The 22,221-nt window shown below is 65.8% G+C and carries 13 protein-coding genes; 9 read left to right on the forward strand and 4 right to left on the reverse strand.

The genetic code is table 11. From position 1 onward, the window contains the following. Positions 1–7: 7 nt before the first annotated feature. Positions 8–1,234, reverse strand: coding sequence for an exonuclease SbcCD subunit D C-terminal domain-containing protein (locus tag SJI03_RS18260; protein ID WP_322428123.1), 1,227 nt, complete (start codon positions 1,232–1,234; stop codon positions 8–10). Between the two features lie 67 nt (positions 1,235–1,301). Then, positions 1,302–4,322, reverse strand: a complete 3,021-nt coding sequence (locus tag SJI03_RS18265; RefSeq protein WP_322428124.1) for a PAS domain-containing protein — start codon at positions 4,320–4,322, stop codon at positions 1,302–1,304. A 282-nt stretch (positions 4,323–4,604) separates the two neighbouring features. Between SJI03_RS18265 and SJI03_RS18270 the strand changes: the two genes are divergently transcribed. Both SJI03_RS18270 and SJI03_RS18275 read left to right on the forward strand, forming a co-directional pair. Continuing rightward, a complete protein-coding gene (locus SJI03_RS18270; RefSeq protein WP_099380144.1) occupies positions 4,605–4,976 on the forward strand; it encodes a YajD family HNH nuclease in 372 nt (123 codons plus the stop codon). A 23-nt stretch (positions 4,977–4,999) separates the two neighbouring features. Next, positions 5,000–5,671, forward strand: a complete 672-nt coding sequence (locus SJI03_RS18275) for a response regulator (RefSeq protein WP_322428125.1) — start codon at positions 5,000–5,002, stop codon at positions 5,669–5,671. Positions 5,672–5,730: 59 nt separating this feature from the next. Here the strand turns inward: SJI03_RS18275 and SJI03_RS18280 are convergent, their stop codons facing one another. Beyond that, positions 5,731–7,884 carry a TonB-dependent receptor domain-containing protein gene (locus SJI03_RS18280; protein ID WP_322428126.1) on the reverse strand — a complete coding sequence of 718 codons (2,154 nt, stop codon included), beginning with the start codon at positions 7,882–7,884 and terminating at the stop codon, positions 5,731–5,733. 170 nt (positions 7,885–8,054) lie between these two features. Here SJI03_RS18280 and SJI03_RS18285 point away from each other — a divergent pair, with 170 nt between their 5' ends. Further along, entirely contained in the window at positions 8,055–9,401 is a 1,347-nt protein-coding gene (locus tag SJI03_RS18285) for an ATP-binding protein (RefSeq protein WP_322428127.1), read from the forward strand. A 33-nt stretch (positions 9,402–9,434) separates the two neighbouring features. Here the strand turns inward: SJI03_RS18285 and SJI03_RS18290 are convergent, their stop codons facing one another. Further along, entirely contained in the window at positions 9,435–12,662 is a 3,228-nt protein-coding gene (locus SJI03_RS18290) for a di-heme oxidoredictase family protein (RefSeq protein ID WP_322428128.1), read from the reverse strand. Positions 12,663–13,079: 417 nt separating this feature from the next. Here SJI03_RS18290 and SJI03_RS18295 point away from each other — a divergent pair, with 417 nt between their 5' ends. The 6 genes from SJI03_RS18295 (at position 13,080) to moaE (ending at position 22,147) form a co-directional block, all read left to right on the forward strand. Beyond that, positions 13,080–14,357, forward strand: a complete 1,278-nt coding sequence (locus SJI03_RS18295) for a winged helix-turn-helix domain-containing protein (RefSeq protein ID WP_322428129.1) — start codon at positions 13,080–13,082, stop codon at positions 14,355–14,357. Next, positions 14,354–15,346, forward strand: coding sequence for a DUF2804 domain-containing protein (locus tag SJI03_RS18300; RefSeq protein WP_322428130.1), 993 nt, complete (start codon positions 14,354–14,356; stop codon positions 15,344–15,346). The genes SJI03_RS18295 and SJI03_RS18300 overlap by 4 nt, the downstream gene beginning before the upstream one ends. A 101-nt stretch (positions 15,347–15,447) precedes the next feature. Then, positions 15,448–18,114 (forward strand): bifunctional acetate--CoA ligase family protein/GNAT family N-acetyltransferase, encoded by a 2,667-nt coding sequence (locus SJI03_RS18305; RefSeq protein ID WP_322428131.1) that lies wholly within the window; start codon positions 15,448–15,450, stop codon positions 18,112–18,114. A gap of 115 nt (positions 18,115–18,229) precedes the next feature. Further along, positions 18,230–18,898, forward strand: coding sequence for a hypothetical protein (locus SJI03_RS18310; RefSeq protein ID WP_322428132.1), 669 nt, complete (start codon positions 18,230–18,232; stop codon positions 18,896–18,898). Positions 18,899–19,091: 193 nt separating this feature from the next. Then, a complete protein-coding gene (locus SJI03_RS18315) occupies positions 19,092–21,677 on the forward strand; it encodes a DUF349 domain-containing protein (protein ID WP_322428133.1) in 2,586 nt (861 codons plus the stop codon). Beyond that, positions 21,674–22,147, forward strand: a complete 474-nt coding sequence (gene moaE / locus SJI03_RS18320; protein WP_322428134.1) for a molybdopterin synthase catalytic subunit MoaE — start codon at positions 21,674–21,676, stop codon at positions 22,145–22,147. The genes SJI03_RS18315 and moaE overlap by 4 nt, the downstream gene beginning before the upstream one ends. The last annotated feature ends 74 nt before the right edge of the window (positions 22,148–22,221 follow it).

Here is a 22,221-nt window from a genome sequence, read left to right on the forward strand (position 1 = left end):
GTTGCGCTCACGCGCCGGGCAGCAGCAGTTCGGCCAGGGCCGACAGTTGTTCGGGTGGTGCTTCCTTGCCGTATTTTTGCAGGTACAGGCGGCGGAAGATATCGTCGGGCTGCAGCTGGCCCAATTGGTCGAGCGTCATGTTCTCGGGTGCGCTGCTGCGCGCGGCGCTCGACGTTTCGATCTTCGCCAGGCGCACCGGCTTGCCGTCGAGCGCCGTTTCGATGCGCGTGCGCAGGCCCGGTTCCGGCGCATCGAGGCGCACGCGCACTTCCAGGAAGGGTTGCGCTTCGGCGGGGGAATCGGCGACGTCGAGGGCGACCAGCTGCGCCAGCACTTCGTCTATCGGCGCCGGCGTGGCGGGCACGCGCAAGAGGGGCACGGCGCGCGGCACTTCGATGGCGCGCACGGACTGCAAGGTGTCGCCGTCGATATCGAGGTACAGCACCTGGTGGCGGTAGTGTACTTCCGCGAAGGACAGGGGAATCGGGCTGCCGCAGTAGCGGATGTGCTCCTGGCCGCCCACGGCCTGCGCCTTGTGCAAATGGCCCAGCGCCGCATACGCGATGGCGGTATCGAAAATCCCCGAGGGCAGCATCTCCGTGCCGCCGATGACGATGCGGCGCTCCGAATCGTTCGACATTTCGCCGCCCACCATGTGGCAGTGGCCCATGGCGATGATGGCTTGTCCGGGCTGGCGGCGCGCCAGCGCCAGGTCCGTCAATTGCCGGTACAGCAGGGCGATGCCGCCCAGGTAGGCATCCTGCGTATCGCCGGCCGGCAGTTTCGGCACGTCGCCGGGGCGCAAAAAGGGCACGGCCAGGCACCAGGCTTGCACTTGCCCATCGCTGCCGGTAAGCGGAAGCAGCAGGCGCTCCAGGTCGATCTGGCCATCGTCGTTGCGCAGCACATGGCCGATGACGTGCGTGCCATGCGCGGCCAGCAGGGGGCCGGGCGCTTCCAGCCTGCCGGCCGAATCGTGGTTGCCGGCGACGACGACCAGCTGCAGCGCGGGCAGGCGCGCGCGCGCCTGCTGCAGGAATACATACAACTGCTTTTGCGAGGCGGCGGAAGGATTGGCATTGTCGAACACGTCGCCGGCCACGAGCAGCACGTCGACCTGTTCGGCGACGAGCGTGTCGAGCAGCCAGTCGAGGAAGCGCTGGTGTTCGTAGCCCCTTTCAAAATTGTGCAGGGTCTGGCCCAGATGCCAGTCGGAAGTGTGCAGCAGGCGCATGGTGGGCCAAGGGTAGGGAAGACAGGCGCCAATATAGCAGGAATGGCGGCTTGCGCCAGTGGCTATGTTAAGCCGTCAACGCGCCGGCGCGATAGGTATTCCTGCCATCCTGCTTGGCCTTGTACAGCAGCACGTCGGCCCGCTGCAGCAGCACGGCGGGGGAAATGTCTTCGTCGCGGTAGAAGGCCAGGCCGATGCTGGCGGAAATGCGCACGGTGATGCCGTCGAGTTCGAACGGCTGCTGCATGGCGGCGACGATTTTTTCCGCCAGCACTGCCGCGTCGTCGGGCCGGGTGATCTGTTCCATGATGATGGTGAATTCGTCGCCGCCCAGGCGGGCGACGATGTCGGTGGCGCGCATGGTCTGCGTCAGGCGCTGGGCGAAGGCGCGCAGCAGCGCGTCGCCGGTGCCGTGGCCGTGCGTGTCGTTGACGGGCTTGAAGCGGTCGATATCCATGTACATGACGGCCATCAGGTGCTGCTGCTGGCGGCTCGCGTGCATGGCGTCGCTGAGTTTTTGCTGGAAGCCGGCGCGGTTCGATAAGCCTGTCAGCGCATCGACCTGGGCCAGCTTCAGCAGGCGCTGTTTTTCGCGCTTTTGCACGGTGATATCCTGGCGCATCACGTGAAAACCCACCACCTGCAGCTTGTCTTCGCCGATCTGCGGAATGTAGATCACTTCCATGCAGCGCTCGATGCCTTCCTTGTCGTCTTCTTCCTCGAAGCTCAACGTTTCGCCGGCCAGCACGCGCTCGATATACGGCGCCACGGTGCCGTAGCGCGCCTCGCCCACCGTGTCGCGCACGCTCTTGCCCAGCACCAGCCGGCCCGTCAGGCCGAATTCGCGTTCGTAGGCGATGTTCAGGAAGCGGTAGACCTGGTCGGCGTCGATGTACGCGATCATGGCCGGCAAGGTGTCGGCGATGGTGCGCAGGCGCGCTTCGCTTTCCAGCAGCGCCACTTCCGATTCGCGCAAGGTGGTGATGTCGTCCAGCGTTCCCACGTAGCCTTCGATCTGGCCGTCGATGAGGATGGGGGCGATTTTGACGGAAACCCACACCAGCCTGCCGTCGCGCTGCAGGCAGCGCAGGGTGGACTGGAACGGCGCATGGCTGCGCGTGAGCTGTTCCAGCGCCACGTGCATCAGCGGATAGTCGTCCGGGTGCAGGGCGCTGGTCCAACCGGCGCCCAAGGCGGCCGCGCGCGGCAAGCCCGTGATCGATTCAAAGGTGCGGTTGACATAGGTGCAGCGGCGCTGGCGGTCCAGGCGCACCAGCCCGAGCGGCGAGGCGTCGTTGACGGCGGCCAGCTCGGCCTGTTTCTGGCGCAGTTCCAGCTCCTGCTGGCGGCGCTGCGAGATGTCTTCGGCGATGCACAGGATATGTTCGATCTGCTGGCGCTCGTCGAATACGGGCACGGAGACGGCGCGCAGGTAGCGCAGGCTGCCATCGAACAGGCGCAGCGGCTTTTCCGTATGGTCGATGACGCCGCGCTCGGCCAGGATGGCGCGGTCGTCCTCGGCATCGTGCAGGCCGAAGTCGGGCGGGAATGCCAGGCAATCGGTCTTGCCGATGACGTCGGCGGCCAGGTGGCCTGTGATGTCCTCGGCCGCCTTGTTCCACACTTCCATCTGGCCGAAATTTTCCGGGCGCGCGCTTTTCACGTAGACCAGCACGGGCAAATGGTCGATCAGCGACTGCAGGAAGCTGCGGTTATCCTGCAGCGCCAGTTCGTCGTGCTTGCGCGCGCTGATGTCGCGCGAGGTGACGGCCACGCCGTCGGCGATCGGCACCACCTGGTGGCGCAGCCAGCGCGTGCCGCCCGAGGCCAGCGGCAGCTCGAATTCATCTTCCAGCGGCTGGCCCGTTTCCATCACCAGCACGAAGCGCTTGAAGAAACGCTCGCCGCGCAGCAGCGGCATCAGCGGCAGCACGCGCTGGCCCAGCAGCTCGGAGCGTGGCTTGCCCAGCATGTCGGCGGCCCGCTCGTTGATGTCGGCAAAGGTGAAGTCTTCCACCGGCTTGCCCGGCGCGGGGCGCCAGGCTTTCAGCAGCAGCACGGCATCGAGGCTGCCCTGGTGCGCCGCGCGCAGCAAGGCTTGCGTTTCCGTGGCCTGGCGGATGCTGCGGCGCAGGCGCGCGCTCTGGCGCATCAGCAGGGCCGTAAAGCCGGCAATGAGCACGCTGGCGGCGAGCAGCGCGCCGACATACACCAGACGGCGGTGCTCGAAGCGCGCCAGGGCGACGGCGCGGCTCACACCCACCACGGCCAGCAGCGGATAGCGCGGCAGCTCGTGGTAGCTATAGATGCGCGAGGTCGCATCGACGGGCGGCTCGATCAGCAATTCTTCGGCGGCGTGCTGCGGCGCTCCCGGCATGCGGAAGTCGATGCGGTCGCTGACGATCAGCTGCTCGCCGATGCGTCCCGCCGTCAGGCCGCTGTCGCGCGCCACCAGCATCAGCGCGCCCTGTTCATCGAGGTTCAGGCGGTCGTAGTCGTCGACAAAATACGTGGGGTCAACGAGGATGACGATGGCGCCGGCAAAACGGCCTTGCGCGTCGTTCAGGCGGCGCGCCAGGCGGATGGTCCAGTGCTTGCTGCCCGCGTCGAGCATGGGCGTGTCGACCAGGGCCGTGTCGGACGCATTCGCGGCCAGCGCCCTGAAAAACGCCTGGCCTGCCAGGTTTTCCGGCAGGTAGGCGTTGGCGCTGTCGAGCACATTGCCGTGCGCGTCGACGAGGGCGATCGGCAACGCCAGCTTCGACGGCAGCACGCTGTCGAGCAGGCCCTGCCGGCGCGTGAATTCATTCAGGCGCAGGCCGCCGTCCGTTTCCTCGTATTTGAGCTTGAACAATTGCGTGGCGTGGTCCGTCTGGCGCAGGGTGAAACTGGTATGGTCGGCCAGGGTCCGCGCCAGCGACTGGCTGACGGCCACGGCGTCGCGCACGGCGCTGGCCCGCTCCTGGCCCACCTGGTAAAAGACGGCCGCCCACAGCGCCAGCAGCAGAATGAGCGCGAACAGGGGCACCAGGCTGAGACGGTACAGGCGGCGGGCAAAGCGTTGCAGAGGTCTTGTTATCGCTATCACGGGCGCTTGCAGGCTAGGGTCATGGAAAAGGGGAGGGGCGGCGTGGCGCGCATGATAGCCGAAATCGGCTGCCTTGCGCATAAGCCCGTCGCCGCCACGCCCATCATCTGTTCGCGGTCTGTCGCTGGGCTTATTCTGCGTTAAATCAAGTAATTGTGGTGCCGCGCACGCTAAAAAAAGCACGCCGGCGGCGACACGGGCTGGCGCCGTGGCAGAAAAAGTACAATTGCGCCCCCATCCTCATTAAAATGAGCACTTCTACCTCCCATATCGAAAGTTGTCATGCAGAGTAAAAAGCCCGACGCGGCAAGACTGGACAAGATCGTGGCCGAAGCACGCCGCGCGGCCGACCAGCGCGAGAGCGGCTACCGCGAGCGTTCGCTGAAGATGTACCCGTGGATCTGCGGCCGTTGCATGCGCGAATTTACGCGCGCCAACGTGCAGCAGCTGACCGTGCATCACCGCGACCACAACCACGACAACAATCCGCCCGATGGCAGCAACTGGGAACTGCTGTGCCTGTATTGCCACGACAATGAGCACTCGCGCTACCTGGAAGCGGACCGTGGCGCCGGCCTGCTGTCGGCCGAGGTGGCGCCCGCCACGCACAATCCGTTCGCCGCGCTGGCTGGCCTGATCAAGAAAAAGGACTGAGCGGTCCGTCCGCTTCTCACCCCATGCGCATCTTGCTGACTGAAGACGACCCGCAGCTGGGCCGCGCCACGCAGATCGGCCTGGAACAGGGCGGCTATGCCGTCGACTGGGTTACGAGCGCCGAACACGCGCACACGGCCGTGCGCCTGCACGACTATGGCTGCATTTTGCTCGACCTGGGCTTGCCGGGACAGGATGGCATGCAGGCGCTGGGCGTGCTGCGCGACAATGGCTACAGCGGCGCCGTGCTGGTTGTCACGGCGCGCGACCAGGTGGGCGAGCGCATCGCCGGGCTCGACGCGGGCGCCGACGACTTCATCGTGAAACCGTTCGACCTCGACGAACTGGCCGCGCGCATCCGCAGCGCCTGCCGCCGCGCCGCGGGCCGCCTGCGCGAAAACCTCGTGCACGGCGACCTGATGCTCGATATCGCGGACCGGCAGGTGACGCAAAGGGGATTGCCCGTGCTGTTGACGGTGAAGGAATTTCGCATCCTGCAACTGCTGCTGGAACACGGCGGCCGGGTGCTGAGCCGGGAACAGCTGGAGAAAAACCTGTACAGCTGGGGTGACGAAGTGGAAAGCAATGCCGTGCAAGTGCACATCCATCACCTGCGCAAGAAGCTGGGGCGGGACTTGATACGCACCGTGCACGCGATCGGTTATTGCATCGACAAGCCTAAAGTGGCTGGATAAAAAAACGGGCCGCCCTGAGGCAGCCCGTTCGATGTTAACGCTAATGATGCGTCATATCATCAGAAATCGACAGTCGCCGACAGCCACAGGCGGCGGCCGTCCAGGCTGTTGACATAGCGGTTGGCGTAGGTCAAGGTCGGCGCCGATGAACCACGGTATGGCTGGTAGTCGATGAAGTCCTTGTTGAGCAGGTTGTACACGGCCGCGTTCAGGGTGACGCGCTTGTTCAACTGGTAGCTGCTGCCCAGGTGCAGCATGGTGTAGCCCTTGTAGTCGCCCAGCGCGGCCTTGGCGGCGCGCGTGGAAGCCGAGGTGCCCGGATCGCGGAAGCGCTCGCTGCGGTACTCGGCGCGCAGCCAGCCGTTCCATTCGCGCGAAATATCCCAGCTCAGGCGCGCGTTGACGGCGTGCTTGGGCGTGTCGCTCAGCGGCTTGCCGGCGTTGCTGCCGCTCTTCTGTTCGCTTTCCGTGTACGTATAGTTGGCGCTGGCCGACAAGGTCTTGCCCAGTGGGAAGCGCGTGTTCAGCTCGACGCCGCGTGTGACGGCCTCATCCACGTTGACGGATTGGCCAAACGCATCGACGTTGGGCCAGTTGCCGAAGCTGACGCAGCCGGGACGGTTCGGCGAAGGGCGATAATCGCAATTGACGAGGCCGGTGCCCGTCGTGATCTTGTCCTTGAACTCATTGTTGAACAGGGAACCGCTGGCCGTCCAGCCGGCAAGGTTGTCGAAGTAGGCGCCGATTTCCGTGGTCGTGCTCGTTTCCGGCTTCAGGTTCGGGCTGCCGACGAGGGGAATCGTGCCCTGGCCGCCGAAACCGTTGATGCCTGGCGACAGTTGTTCCACGCGCGGCGTCTTGTAGCCCTTGCTGACGCCGCCCTTGACGGTCCAGCGTGGCGTCGCGTTCCACACGGCATAGGCGCGGGGGCTGGTCTGGCCGCCGAAGATGCTGTGATCGTCATAACGGGCGCCGAAGGTCAGGGCGACGTTCTCCAGCACCTGCCATTCGTCTTCCACGAACAGGGCTTTTTGCGTGAATTCGAATTTCTTCGGCGCCACGCCATCCGTCATTTCCGCTTTCCACCATTGCGCGCCGACGGTCGCCATGTGCTTACCTAATGGCATGACCAATTTGGTGTCGAACACCTGGCTTTCCACTTCCAGGGTGCGCGCACTGCCGGCCACGGCGCCCGGCGTGCCTGGCGGAATCGTGCGGCCCAGGGTTTCCGTCTTGTTCACCATGTAGCTGCTGTCCAGGGTGCCGAAGCCGAAGCGGCCCGTGTGCGACAGGGTCCACTGGTCGCGGTTGTATTTCTGCTCGGGACCGTAGCCGCCCTGCAAGCCCAGGGTGCCCAGCTGTTTCTTCGAATTGTCGTAGGTCTGGCGGCCTGCGTCCGCGTCGAGGATGACGGTGTGGTAGCGGTTTGGCGTGAAGGCCAGGCGCGCGCCAAAGTTTTCAATGTCCGCGCGCACGGGGTTGGCGCCCATGTTCGGCACATTTTCCCCACCGGCCGCGTCGTTGTAGCGGATGTTGGCCGCATCGCGGCGCTGCTTGCTGCCGCGCAGGGACAGGCCCAGCAGGTCGGTGGCGATGGGACCGCTCAGGTAGAAGCGGCCGTTTTTCACGTCGCCGAAATCGGATTCTTCCTGCACGGTGTAGTCAGCCGAGATAGAGCCCATCCACTGCTTGCCCACCTTGCGCGTGATGATGTTGATCACGCCGCCCATGGCGTCCGAGCCGTACAGGGTCGACATGGGGCCGCGGATGATTTCGATGCGCTCGATGGCGGCCAGCGGCGGCATGAAGCTCGTCTGCGTGCCGCCGAAGCCGTTCGGCGTGACATTGCCGGCCGCGTTCTGACGGCGTCCGTCGATCAGCACCAGGGTGTAGTCGCTGGGCATGCCGCGGATGCTGATGTTCATGCCGCCCGTCTTGTCGCCCGCCGCACCCACGTCGATGCCTTCCACGCTTTCCAGGGCCTGCGTCAGGTTGCCGAAGCGCTCCTTCGACAGCTCTTCACGCGTCAGCACGGTAATAGAAGCCGGCGCCTGCTTGATATCCTGCTCGAAACCGGAGGCGGACACCACCACTTCGGGCATGCTGGCCGGCGTGCCCGTCTGGGCGTGCGCTGGCAGGCAGGACAGGGCGGCCAAGGCCAGGGCCAGGGTGGTGGGACGCGGCAGGCGCGCGCGGCGGGTGCTGTTGGACATGCAAACTCCTGATGGTGGATGAGTTATTGGTTGATGTTGCTGGCGCAAGCTAATGGGAATCATTGACGCAATAAGAATCATTTACAATTGCGGCCATGGCTACCCAAAAAATATTTCGCTCCGGATCTTGCGCAGAAGTTCTTAAGAGATTCTTAACGGCTGGCGGCGGCGTGAAAACCTGGTCGCTGCGGCGCACCCTGCTGGCCGTGCTGCTGGGACTGACCCTGGCCCTGTGGGTGGGCAGCGCCGCCATCGTGTACGTGGAAGCGCGCCGTGAAAGCCAGGAATTGTTCGACCAGTCGCTGATCGAGACGGGCCATTTGCTGCTGTCGCTGGTGGAAAAGGATGCGCGCCAACACGGCTTGACGGGGCCCATCGACCTGCCGCTGCGCGGCCACCCGAATCCCCACCAGTATTTGCTGTTCAAGGTGCGCGACGCGCAGCAGCGCGTGCTGTACCGCAATGACGCGGCGACCGACATCGCCCTGTCGCGCAGCGCGCCGGACGGCCTGTCGTGGACCAGCATCGGCGGCCAGCGCTGGCGATTGTTTTCGCTGTGGGACCCGCAGCGTACCCTGCAACTGCTGGTGGCCGAGCCGACCAGCCACCGCGACGACATCAGCCGCGGCTTCTTTTACCGCATCGCGCTGTTCGGCCTGCTGCTGGTGGCGCTGGCCACCATCGCCATCTGGTGGAGCATCCACCGCGTGTTTCGCGTGCTGCAGGCGTCCGCCGGGGAAGTGTCGGCGCGCACGCCCGATGAACTGGCCGACGTCAGGCTGGCTGGCGCGCCCACCGAGCTGCATCCGCTGCTGCTGGAAATAAACCGCCTGTTCGGCAGGGTGCGGCAAAGCCGCGACAATGAGCAGCGCTTCACGGCCGATGCGGCGCACGAGCTGCGCACGCCGCTGGCCGCCATCAAGACCAATCTGCAAGTGCTGCAGCGGGCCCGCAGCGAGGCTGAACGCGAGGAATTCATTGCCGCCCTGGGCGCCAGCGTGGAGCGCGCCACGCGCCTCGTCAACCAGTTGCTGGCGCTGGCGCAGCTCGATCCGCAGTCGGGCGCGGCGGCCGACTTGTGCGCGGGGGACCTGGCCGACCTGCTGGCCGGGCAGGCTGCGCAGTGGCAGCAATCGAGCCGGCAGTATCAGCTGTCGCTGAGCGTGATCATGGCGCCGGCGCCGTGCGCGCTGCATGCAGACAGCCTGCAGATGCTGCTGCGTAACCTGGTCGACAATGCGCTGCGCTATACGCCGGCGCCAGGCTGTGTCGTGATCAGCTGCGGCGTGGAAGCGGGGCGCAGCTACCTGCGCGTGGCCGATTCCGGTCCGGGCATCGCCGAGGAACTGCACGCGCGCGCGTTCGAGCGTTTTGTGCGCCTGGGCGGCGGGCAGCTGCCTGGCAGCGGCCTGGGCCTGTCCATCGTGCGCCGCATCGCCGAGCGGCATGGCGCCGACATCATCCTCGGCGCCGGCGTGCAAAACCGGGGGCTGGCGGTGACGGTCGTGTTTCCATGACGGCCCCGCCAGCGCAAGGCGTGTAGACCGGCTTTACAGCGACTGCAGGAAAGCCAGCAGCGCGTCGCGGTCCGTCTTCGACAGGTTCTCGAAACGCTGGCGCGCTTTTGTTCCTTCGCCGCCGTGCCACAGGATCGCTTCCGTCAGGCTGCGCGCGCGGCCGTCGTGCAGGTAGCCAGCCTTGCCGCCATTGCCCATGACTTTTTCCGTGTAGCCGATACCCCACAGTGGCGCCGTGCGCCACATGCTGCCTTGCGCCTGGCCTTCCGTGAAGGTGTCGGCCAGTTCGGGGCCCATGTCGTGCAGCAGCAGGTCGGTGTAGGGACGGATGGTCTGGTTGCGTAACTCTGCAAACAGGTGGCCCGCGCCCGTCTTCATTTCCACCGTGTGGCAGGCAGCGCAGCGCATGCCCTGGAACAGTTTCGAACCGGCGGCAACCTGCTGCGGGTCGACCTTGAGTTCCTCGATCGGTGCCACGCCTTTCGGGAAACCGCTGGCGATGCTGCGCTGGGCCGGTACGGCCACCAGGGCCAGGTATTGCGTGATCGACTGCAGGTCCGCTTCCGAGATGCCGGGCTGGGCGCCGCCCGCCGCGCAAGCCACCGGTCCGGCCATGCAGGCGCGGTTGCGGTACACGGGAGAAGTGACGGCCATGTCCAGCAGCAGCGCGTCGGCGGCCTGGTGGCGTAAGGTGGCTTTCGATGCCTTCCAGCCGAAGCGGCCCAGGCGCACGGCGCCCGTCTCTGGTTCATACACATAGTTGGGCACGCCCTTGACGCCGTCTGCATCCGGCGTGCTGCGGGCGCGCGCCAGGATATCGGCTTCCGGCACGGCTTCCAGCAAGCCCGTGCCGATCATCGGCGGCGCCGCGCGCAGCGAGACGACTTGCGGCACGGGGCCTTCGAAGGCCAAGGTTGGTTTGCGCAGTTCGACCTGCGTGCCATCGGCCAGGGCCGTCTTGCGTACCGTAAAGCCGCCCACGCTGACGCTGTTGCCCCAGTTTTGCGGCACGCCGGATGGCGCGACGGCATTCATCTGGATCGCCGTGCCGTATTGCGGGTGCGGCACCTGCTGGCCCGCCGCATTGATGCTGGCGACGCGCACGGCCATCGTGTCGAGGCGCTGGTTCAGGGCCATCGGCGCGGGGCTGCGGCCATTGTTGACGTGGCAGGCGATGCACGCCGACTGCCCGTAGCGCTGTCCCTGCAGGCCGACGGCGGGCGCGTAGCGGTCGTTGCCGCCTTCATTATGCTCGCCGGTGGTGAAGTTCGTGTGCACCAGGCGGCGGCCTTCGACGAAGCGCTGCATGTTCTGCATGCCGATATTGTTGTGCGGCTGCTGGAACATGAACAGGGCGTTGTCCGAGTAGTTATATGACACGGAACCGAGGCCGCCCGACAGCGTTTCTTCCGGCAGCGGCACGGAATTGAGGCGCGGCTGCACGCCATACCACGGCCGCAATCCTGCGCCCACCACATACGTCCATTCGTACGAGTAGTAGCGGATGCCGCCATCATCGCCTTTCGATGCCATCGAGGCGGTGGTGGAAAACATCGATGGCGACACTTCGATGATGTCGCCCGCCGTCAGCGCGCGCGCCTTGACGTCCGTGCCATTCGGCATGCCGCCCACATCGAGGCCGCCATGGCCCGGGTATTCCTTGATCAGCAGGGTGCAGGCGCCGTTGATGCCGTTGGCGTTCGTCAGGCGATCATTGGCCGGGTAGGCCATCGGCTTGCAGACGGGGACATTGCGGTCCACCAGTTCGCCGGGCGACATCCAGCCGTAGCCCGTTACGCCAGGGCGGTCGAAGCCGCGGAAGAAGGCCACGCCGCCGGAAAGGAAGTCGACGGTGGTGTACTGGTTGACGATCAAGGTGGGCTTGGTGACGCCGCGTACACGGCTGTTGTCGATGATTTCCACACCCCAGGTGCGGTTCTTGAAGTACTGCGGCACGAAAGTCAGGTAGTTGCCCGGCCCCTTGTCTTGCGGCAGGCCCGTGACGGGATCGACCGTTTCATTCGGGCCGTAGCCGATTTCATTCCACTCCTCGCCCCGTTCGCGGCCGTGGCGCGCCAGGCCGCGCGCGCCGAAGCGCGTCACCAGGGTGCCGTCGGCCAGGATGAATTGCAGGCTTTCCAGCGGCTGGGCGGCGGCCGGCAGCGGTGTCCAGCCGGTGCCGTTGGCGGGGAATTTCAAGGCCGACGTCGCAGTCGACGGCAGGCTGTTGTCGCTGCCCGGCGTCTTGAAGCTCACTTCCAGCAGCGAGTAGCCATACTGCGTGGCGCGCGCCACGCCCTGCAGGCGGATGTAGCGGGCGTTCACGCCCAGGTTGAAGAATTCCTCGGTGCCGCCGTGGCCATTGCTGACATAGCGCACTTGCGACCATGTCTGGCCGTCGTCTGACACCTGCAGCGCGTACTGCTTGCCGTATGCGTTTTCCCACAGCAGTTTCATGTAGCCGACGGGCGTCTTCGCGCCGAAGTCGAACTGGATCCAGGCGCCGTCCTCGAACTTGCTGGCCCAGCGCGTGCCCGTCTTGCCGTCGATCGCCATGGCGGCCGACATGCCGTTGTTTTCCACGGGCGAGGAAGTGGCGGCCACGGGGCGGATATCCACGCCGGGCTGGCCCGGATCGATGGTGACCGGAGGCGGTTCGGTGACGGGCGGCGTCACAGGCGGCAGGACGGGCGTACCCGAAAATGCCTGGATTTCAAAGATGGAGTAACCGTACTGGCCCGCGCGCTTGACGCCCTGCATGCGCAGGTAGCGGCCTTGCGCGTCGAACCCCGTGATGTCCTCGATGCCGCCCTTGCTGTCGCTGACGTTCTGGATGGTGCTCCAGTGCGTATTGTCGTCCGATACCTGCAGCAGGTAGGCGCTGGCGTGCGCGTTTTCCCAGGCGATATGCACGCGGGTGATGCGCTGCGAAGTGCCGAAATCGAGGGTCAGATATTCGTTGTCGCTAAAGCCGCTGCCCCAGCGCGTGCTGTCCTTGCGGTCGATCGCGGCGCTGGCTGACAGATCGCCCCGTTCCGCCGAACTGGCCGTGGCGGCGACGGGCGTCAGCGCCGTTTCCGCCGACGTTTGCGCCAGCAGGCGCTGCGCCATGGCGGGCGTGGCCGGGTTGTCGCTGCCACCGCCGCCACCGCCACCGCCGCATGCGGCCAGCAGCAGGGCCAGGGCCAGCGGCAAGCGTCGCATGGAAAAGTGGATAAAGCCGGCTTGGTGCCGCCGGGGCCGAAGCAGGGATGTGTGCATGCTATCTTCCTTGTTTTTATTGATTATGCAAGATTGGTCAGAGTGGCCGTCTCCGCATCCCCGTCAATGGTGTTGCGCATGCTGCAGCGTCACCGCAGCGTCACGGCAGCGCCTTGCGGCCAGGGGCGGCAAGGAGGGGCATGGCGGGCAAAGATGGGGGAGCAGTTTTAATTGCCGTATGGCAATAATTTTCTTAAGTTATAGAAGCGCATGAGGCATGTCAAGAGGTCTCGTGGACTTGTCGTCAACTGTTCATGTAGTCCGGGTTTTTTGCACTATGCTGGTGCGCAAGATGAATAAGAATGGGTGATAGCATGAATAAAATTCAGGAAGAAATGCGTGGCGCGCGACGGGAATGCGGTATCTTCCTGAAATGCCTGCCGACTGCGCGTCCCCTTTTTTGAGGAAGAACTGACCTTGCCGATTTCGCCCGCCACACCGACACTCCCGCCGCTCTCGCTGCCCGCCGCGCGCGCCTTGCACCTGGCCGCGCAGGGCTTGCTGCAGGCGCGCCGCAAGAAGGCCGTCAAGGCTGACGTGCTGGCCGCCGTGCGGCAGATGGGCGTGCTGCAGATCGACACCATCCACGTGGTGGCGCGCAGCCCGTACCTGGTGCTGTGGAGCCGCCTGGGCGACTATCCGCAGCCGTGGCTGGAGCAACTGCTGGCCGAGGGCGCGCTGTTCGAGTACTGGGCGCATGAAGCGTGCTTCGTGCCGATCGAAGACTATGGCTTGTACCGCCACCGCATGCTGGACCCGGCCGCCATGGGCTGGAAATACTCGGTCAAATGGATGGCCGAGCAGGGCGACGCCGTCGCGTCGGTGCTGGAACATATCCGCGTCAATGGCGCCGCGCGCTCGGCCGACTTCGAACGCACGGATGGCCAGGCGGGCGGCTGGTGGAGCTGGAAGCCGGAAAAGCGCTCGCTCGAAGTGCTGTTTACCTCGGGCGTGCTGATGATCGCCAAGCGCCATCAGTTCCAGCGCTATTACGACCTGGCCGAAAGGGTGCTGCCAGGCTGGCACGACGGCTTGCTGCCGCCGGAAGAACAGGTGCGCCGCCGCCTGCTGCTGGCCAGCGTGAAGGCGCTGGGACTGGCGCGCGCCAGCTGGATCAGCGACTACTTTCGCACGAAACAGTCGCGCGCCAGCCTGGCGCACGACTTGCAGGCGCTGGTGGACGAGGGCGCGCTGCTGCGCTGCACGGTCGATGGCTGGATTGACGCCGTGTACGTGCATGCGGACCATGCGCAATTGGCGCGCGACGCGGCCGCAGGCAAGCTGGCGCCCACCCTGACGACGATTTTGTCGCCGTTCGATCCCGTCGTGTGGGACCGGCGCCGCGCGCTGGAATTGTTCGGCTTTGACTACCGGCTCGAATGCTACACGCCCGCTGAAAAACGCCGGTATGGCTATTTCACCTTGCCGATCCTGCGGCGCGGCGCGCTCGTGGGGCGGCTGGACGCCAAGGCGCACCGCGCGCAGGGGCGTTTCGAGATCAAGTCGCTGGTGCTGGAAGTGGGCGTGCGCGTCAGTGCCCGCCTGGTGCAGGACGTGGCAGGCGCCGTGCAGCGGCTGGCGCTCTGGCATGCCTGTCCCGATATTGATATTGCGCAGGCGCAGCCGGCGCTATTTGGCCAGCAGCTGGCCGAGGCCCTGCACGACGGCGATGCTGCCGCAAGGCGGGCCGCATGATGCTGCCACCGGCTCCGCCCGCGCTGCTCGACGCCGATGGTCAGCCCCGTTTTGGCCGCTACACGGGCCAACTGGACGCCTTCGACTATGCCGCGCTGGCGCCGCCCTACGCGCGCGGCGCCCTCTGGCGGCTGTTTCACCACAAGCGCTGGCAGTACGTGGCCCTGTCCACGCCCACCCTGTTTTGCGGCGTGGCCATCGTCGACCTGGGCTGGACCAGCACGGCGTTCGCGTATGCCTTCGACCGCCACAAGGGCAAGATCGTGGCCAGTTTTTCGCAGGATGGCGTGCCGGGCTTGAGCGCTACCGTGGCGCCGCATGCTGCTGGCTGCAGCCATTTCCGGTTTTTCTCGCAAAAAATCAGCATCGAAGCCCAGCCCCAGCAGCGCTACCGTTTGCTGCTCGATTGCGGCCATTTCGGCATCGATGCGGAATTCGGCCCGCCCGTGGCACCCACCTTGCTGGCCGTGGGTCCTGTGGGCGAGGGCGGCAGCGTGCATGCGACGCAAAAGTCGGGCGGCTTGCCCTTGTGGGGCACTGTGCGCTGCGGCGCCATGGGCTACAGCCTGGACGACGGCGTGGCCAGCTTCGATTATTCGAACGGCTTGCTGGCGCGCGAAACGGAATGGCGCTGGGCCTCGGCGCACAGCCTGGACCTGGGTTTCAACCTGCAGGCCGGCTATTTCGGCGCGCATGAAAACGCGCTGTGGCTCGATGGCCAGCTGTATCCGCTGGGCCGCGCGCATTTCGACTTCAATCCCGACAACCCGCTGGCGCCGTGGCATGTGTGGACGGACGACGATCTGCTGGACCTGCACTTCAAGCCGGAAGGCGCGCGCCGCGAGGATAAGAACCTGTGGATCGCCGCCAGCCGCTACATCCAGCCCATCGGCACTTTCAGCGGCTGGGTGCGCACCAGCGCGGAGTCGCCCAAGCGCATCGTGGCGCAGCTGGCCGGGGTGACGGAAAGCCACCGCTCGCGCTGGTAGGCGCATTGTTTTTTGCGAAACGCGTGACAAGGTCAAGTTTTTTTGGCAATGCATCCTTTACACTGGCGCGTAGCCGCTCCGGCAATCCATGAGGCCAGAACATGAGTATCCGTAATCTCGACAAGCTGTTCAAGCCGGCCTCGGTGGCCCTGATCGGCGCCACGGCGCGCGAACGCAAGCTGGGCGCCATCGCCCTGTACAACCTGCTGGGCGGCGGTTACCAAGGAGAGATTTGGCCCGTCAATCCCAAGTACGACGAGCTGATGGGCCTGAAATGCTACCGCAAGCTGGCGCACTTGCCGAAGGCGCCGGACCTGGCCATCATCTGCACGCCGCCCGCCACCATCACGGCCATGATCCGCGAACTGGGCGCGCTGGGCACGCGCGCGGCCATCGTCATGACGTCGGGCCTCGACCCCGTGCGCGAGCAGTCGCTGCGCCTGGCCATGCTGAAGGCGGCAAAACCGCATTTGCTGCGTATCCTCGGCCCCAACAGCATGGGGTTGCTGGTGCCTAAACTGGGCTTGAACGCCAGCTTTGCCCATGTCGGCGCGACCAGCGGAAAGATCGCCTTCGTCTCGCAATCGGGGGCGCTGGTGTCGGGCGTGCTCGATTGGGCCAACGCGCATGGCGTGGGCTTTTCCAAGTTCATTTCGCTCGGTGCCAGCTACGATATCGATTTCGGCGACTTGCTCGATTACCTGGCCGGCGACATCGACACGGCCGCCATCCTGCTGTACATGGAGGACATCCAGGCGGCGCGCAAATTCATGTCGGCGGCGCGGGCGGCCGCGCGCAGCAAACCCGTCATCGTGCTGAAAGCGGGGCGCGAGGCGGAAGGCGCGGCCATGGCGGCCTGGCATACGGGCGCGCTGGCAGGTTCCGACGCCGTGTACGACGCGGCCATCCGCCGCGCCGGCATGCTGCGCGTGTATTCGGCCGAGGAGCTGTTCGATGCCGTGGAAACCCTCACGCATATCCGTTCGCAGCGCGGCGAGCGCCTGGCGATCCTGTGCAACGGCGGCGGCCTGGGCGTGATGGCCACCGATGCGCTGGTGAGCAGCGGCGGCAAACTGGCCGAACTCTCGCCCGATACCGTCATTGCGCTGGAAAAGGCGCTGCCACGGGGCTGGTCGCACGACAACCCCGTGGGCTTGCCCGGCGACGCGGCCGTGCAGCGCTATGCCGATGCCATCAAGCCGCTGCTCGACGAGCCGCAGGCGGACGCCTTGCTGCTGCTGCACGCGCCCACGGCCATGGTCTCGTCGATCGACATCGCCGAAGCCGTCACGCCGCTGATCAAGGCCACCTCGCGCACGGTGCTGTCGTGCCTCTTGGGCGGGACCACCGTGGCGCCCGCGCGCCAGGTCTTCAACCGGGCCGGGATTCCCACCTACGACACGCCGGAAAAGGCCGTGCATGGCTTCATGCAGATCGTGCAATACCGGCGCAACCAGGAAACCCTGATGCAGGTGCCGGCGCAGCTGCCCATGTCGGCCACGCCGCGCCGCGCCAGGGTGCGCGAAATCGTTGCCGCCGCACTGGCCGCTGGCCAGACGGTGCTCGGCGAATGTCGCTCGAAAGAGATTTTGGCCGCCTACGGCATTCCCGTCGCCACCACGCGCATGGCGGCCGACGTGGAAGAGGCGCTGGCCGTGGCGGCGGACATCGGCTACCCGGTGGCGCTGAAAATCCATTCGCCCGACATCGCCCACAAATCCGACGTGGGCGGCGTCGCGCTCGACCTCGACACGCCCGACATCCTGCGCACGGCCGCCGCCGCCATGCTCAAGCGCGTGCGCCGCATGCGTCCCGACGCGCTGATCGACGGTTTTACCGTGCAGCAGATGGCGCGCCGGCCGCAATCGCATGAATTGATCGTCGGCGTCACCACGGACGCCGCCTTCGGCCCCGTCATCCTGGTGGGGCAGGGCGGCATCGCCGTGGAAGTGACGGCCGATCACGCCATCGGCCTGCCGCCGCTGAACATGGTGCTGGCGCGCGACATGCTGGCGCGCACGCGCGTGTCGAAACTGCTGGCCGGCTACCGCAACCAGCCGCCGGCCGACATCGACGCCATCTGCTACACCCTGATCCAGGTGGCCGAACTGGTGGCTGATATCGGCGAGCTGGCCGAACTCGACATCAACCCGCTGGTGGCCGACGCAGACGGCGTGATCGCCCTCGACGCGCGCATCCGCCTGCAGCCGGGCCAGCAGCGCGACCGCCTGGCCATCCGCCCGTACCCGCAGGAGCTGGAAGAGCAGGTGACGTGGATGGACCAGTCGATCCTGCTGCGCCCCATCCGCCCCGAGGACGCGCCGCAGCACATGGACCTGTTTCACGCGCTGGACCCGGACGACGTGCGCCTGCGCTTCTTCACGTCCATGCGCGAGTTGCCCGTGTCGCAGCTGGCGCGCCTGACGCAGATCGATTACGACCGCGCCATGGCCTTCATCGCCACGCACACGGGGCCGGACGGCAAGCCGGAAACCCTGGGCGTGGTGCGCGCCGTGGCCGATCCGGACAATATCCACGCCGATTTCGCCATCGCCGTGCGCTCGGCCCTGAAGGGCAAGGGACTGGGCCACATCCTGTTCGAGAAGCTGGTCGATTACTTCCGCAGCCGCGGCACGGAAGCGCTGGTGGGCGAGGCGATGGCGCGCAACAAGGGCATGCAGCGGCTGGTGAAAAGCTTTGGCGGCGAAGTCACGCCGTCGGAAGAGCCTGGCGTCGTCAACCTGCATATCGGCCTGCGCGAGTCCTGAAAAAAGCGCAGGGGTCCCGCCGCGGGTTTGTGCAGGATCAAACCGCCCCCTGTCGGTAGTCTTTACACTTTCACTTCCAGGATGACATATCCAGCGCGTTTTCGGGAGTGAGTGCATGCTTACGGCGACATATATATTGGTTTCCCTGTCGGTGGAACAGGCCAGCATTCGCATGAGCCTGCTGGCTTTTCAGAATTACATGCATGTGCAACTGCGCCACCAGAGCCAGCTCAGCCTGGCGCAACTGCAGTACGCAGGCGACTGGCTGAACCGGCTGTACCAGGGGGGCTACTGGCGCAAGCTGGAGATGTACCTGATTCCTGCCATCCGCCAGGCCGCGCCCCATGCCGATGGTCTGTTGAATGAAATCAATGGCTTGAACCATGCAGCACTGGAAAGCATCAATGTCGTGCAGCAGCGCGCCGGTGCCGCCATCGACCATTCCGAATTGCAGGCCGAACAGCTGTGCGCCGCCATCGACGCCTTTTGCGCGGTCTTGCTGCAGCGCCTGGAAAAAGAAGAGCGCGAGCTGTTCGCGCTGGCGCGCAAGGTCATCGTGGGCGAAGCGTGGTTTGCCATCGCCTACCAGTTCCTCGCCCACGATGCGCGCGCGCGGGAAGCGCGTCGTGGCAGGGCGCAAGTGCTACCCTTTGTTTTGCCAGCACCCTTGCCAGCGCCTTTGTCAACGCCCTTGCAGGCAGCCGACGGCAGCGCTGAAACGGCAGCGGATGGCGCCGCGTCCGCGCCGCCCGTGCCGCTGCAGCCGCTGCGCGCGCAGGCTTGAACGGGTAGCGAGCGCACACCCCGCCAGGCAGTATCTGCCGGGGGTGTTTTTGTGATGCTGACTGGCGCGCCGTCATAGGGGGAAAATATAGGGAAAAGATTGGCTTTATGCATTTGATAACTTGTTCAGCCCTGTCCGATGCAATACCCCGGGCTTTGTTATGATGGTGGTTTTGATCCACGCGAAACCCGTCATGTTCGAATTTCTCTTCAAGCGTTCTGCCAGCAAGACTGCCGTACCCGATCCTGTCGTGGCAGTACAGGCCGCCGCCTCGGCGCAGAGCACATCGCGCCGCGCCGAACAGGTTGCGCGTGCCCATGCCGTGGCCGGTGACGAAGCCGCCGCCTTTGAATTCATCGTGTCCAGCGAATTTGCCGATGCCCGCCTGATCGCGGCTGAACACGTCCATGCCTTGCCCCTGCTGGAAAAAGTCCACCACGCCATGCGCAACACGGACCGCCGCGTTGCCAAGCTGGTGCAGGGCCGCATCGACCTGATCCGCCACCAGGCTGCCGAGACGCAACGCGCCCAGTCCAGCATCGCCACGGCCGAGCGCCTGTTGAGCGATGACAAGCTGAGCCCCAACCAGGTAGCCGAACTGGACCGCCAATGGCAAGTCATCAAGGCCACGCCCGAGCTGGCAACGGCGTTTGCCGCCGCACGCGCTGCGCTGGCCGCCCGCCTGGAAGCGCAAGTGGTGCTGCAGCGCGCCGTGATCGACGCCGTCGGCGCAGCGCGCGCGCTGGCCAGCAATGGCCAGTCCGCCGGCGAGCTGGCGCAGGCGCTGGCCCGCCTGGACGCGGAACATGCGCAGCATGCGCAATCGCCCGAGCGCGGCTCCTTGCCGAAACACCTGGAAAGCGATTTCACGCAGGCGCGCGAGCAGGCACAGTCCGCCCTGCAAGCGCTGCAGCAACACCAGGCCGTGTTCGACGCGCGCCAGGCCGCGCTGGCGGAATGGCAGGCGCAGGACGCCGCTACCCTCGATGCGGATACCTTGAAACGCACTTGGCAAGCCCTGCCGCGCCTGCCCGAGTCGCCGTTGTCCGACAGCCTGCAGCAGCAATTTGCGGCCCTGCTGGCCAGCGCGCCGGCGCCCGTGCAGTCGGCGGCGCCAGAGGCCGCAGCGGCCCATGCCGAGCCTGTACCTGTACTGCGCAAGCCGCGCCAGGAGCACGCGCCCGTGTCGAAAGAAGCGACGGAGCAATTCTTCAAGGTGCTTGACGCCATGGAAGCGGCCCTGCAGGATGGCTTGTTGCACGTGGCTTCCGAGCATGACAAGACCTTGCGTGATAGCAAGCACGGCCGATTGACGCCTGCGCAAGCGGATCGCCTGGCCCATGTGCGCGGAGAATTCAAGCGCCTGGCCGACTGGGCGCGCTGGGGCGGCAACGTGTCGCGCGAGGAACTGGTCAAGGCGGGCGAGGAATTGCCGGCGCAAGAATTGCCAATGGCCGAGCTGGCCAAGAAAGTGGGCAGTCTGCGCGAGCGCTGGAAGTCGCTCGACACCCTGTCCGGTCCGGCACCGAAATCCCTGTGGGAACGTTTTGATGCGGCCTGCAGCGTGGCGTATGCGCCAGCGGCCCAGCATTTCAAGCAACTGGCCGAAGAGCGCCACGGCAATGCGGCCAAGGCCCAGGAACTGATCGCGGAAACGGCGGCCCTGGCGGCCGAAGAGAGCACCGACTGGAAACACGTCGCGTCAAGCTCGCAGCGCTTGCGCCAGGCGTGGACGCGCCTGGGCACCATCGACCGCAAGGAAAAGAAACGCCTGGATACGGAGTTCGGCGCCGCGCTGGACGCCCTGTCGAAGCCGCTCGATACCCAGCGCCAGATCGAGACGGCGCGCCGCGAACAATTGATCGTCGAAGTGGGCTTGCTCAAGCCGTCCGAGCGCAACACCGTCGACATGCTGAAGGCCTTGCAGGATAAATGGCAGGAACTGGCGAAAGCCCTGCCGCTGGAGCGCCGCGCGGAACAGGCGCTGTGGCAGCGTTTCCGCGCCGCCTGCGACGATATCTTCGCCAGGCGCAAGGAAACGGCCCACGCGGCAGACCACGAGCGCCGCGAACACCTGCATGCGCGCGAAGCGCTGTGCGCCGCGCTGGAAACGGCCGTCGTGCCCGAGGGCGACGACAAGACCCGCACGTCCTTCATCAACCACTTGCTGCGCGACATGCGCGCCGCCTGGAACGCCACCGGTCCCGTGCCGCGCGCCAGCGAAGCGAAGATCGAGCAGCGCTACCAGGCGGCCGTGGCCGGCGTGCAAGCGCAAGCGGACGCCATCGCCGAACGGGCCGGCGCGGCGCAAGCCAACGCCCTGCGCGACAAGCTGCGCCTCGTGCAATCGCTGGAAGCCGCACTGGCCGAGGGCGACGCCAGCGCCGATGCGGTCACCTGGTCCGAACGCTGGAGCGCCTTGCCGCCGCTCGACGTCCAGTACGAACGCAGCCTGCAGCAGCGCTTTGCCGTCGCCCAGGCCGCGTTGGGCGAGGGCGCTGCCGCCTACGTGCAGCAATTGCAAGGTAACCAGGCACGCTTGCTCGAGGAAGTCTTGCGCCTGGAAATCGTCGCCGGTGTCGACAGCGGCGCCGAATTTGCCCGCGACCGCCTGAAAATGCAGGTGGAAGTGCTGCAATCGTCGCTGAAATCGGGCCAGAAGCCGCTTACGCAAGTGTCGCAGCTGATGCAGCTGTGCGCGATTGCCGCGGCCACCGATGCGCGCACGGCCAGCCGCATCGAAACCTTGCTGCGCCGTATCGGAGGGCATGCCAAATGAGTACCAGCGTCCGCGTCCAGCAAGCTGATTTTGACTTGAGTCAAGAAATCGCACAATTGCGTGCAGGCAACCCCAAGGTGGGCGCCGTCGTCGGCTTTGTCGGCACGGTGCGCGACATGAACGAGGGGCTGGACGTGGCCGCCATGGAGCTCGAGCACTATCCGGGCATGACGGAAAAGTCCATCGAAGCGATCGTCGAGCAGGCGCGGGGCCGCTGGCCCCTGTCTGGCGCACTGGTGATCCACCGCGTGGGACCCTTGCTGCCGCAGGAGCAGATCGTGCTGGTGGCGGTCTCGTCCGCCCACCGGGGCGAGGCCTTTGCCGCCTGCGAGTTCATCATCGATTACCTGAAGACGGAAGCACCGTTCTGGAAGAAGGAAGACACGCCGGAAGGCGCGCGCTGGGTCGATGCGCGCGACAGCGACGAGACGGCGCTGGATAAATGGGCGTCGAAAGCCGGCCCCGTCTGAAGTGTAGTTGCCGCGCACGCTAGCATTTGCCCAAGTGCAGCGGATTTCTGCTTTGTGTATGCTTGAAAAGTACT

The organism is Janthinobacterium sp. GMG1 (genome assembly GCF_034427795.1).
GTDB lineage: Bacteria > Pseudomonadota > Gammaproteobacteria > Burkholderiales > Burkholderiaceae_D > Janthinobacterium.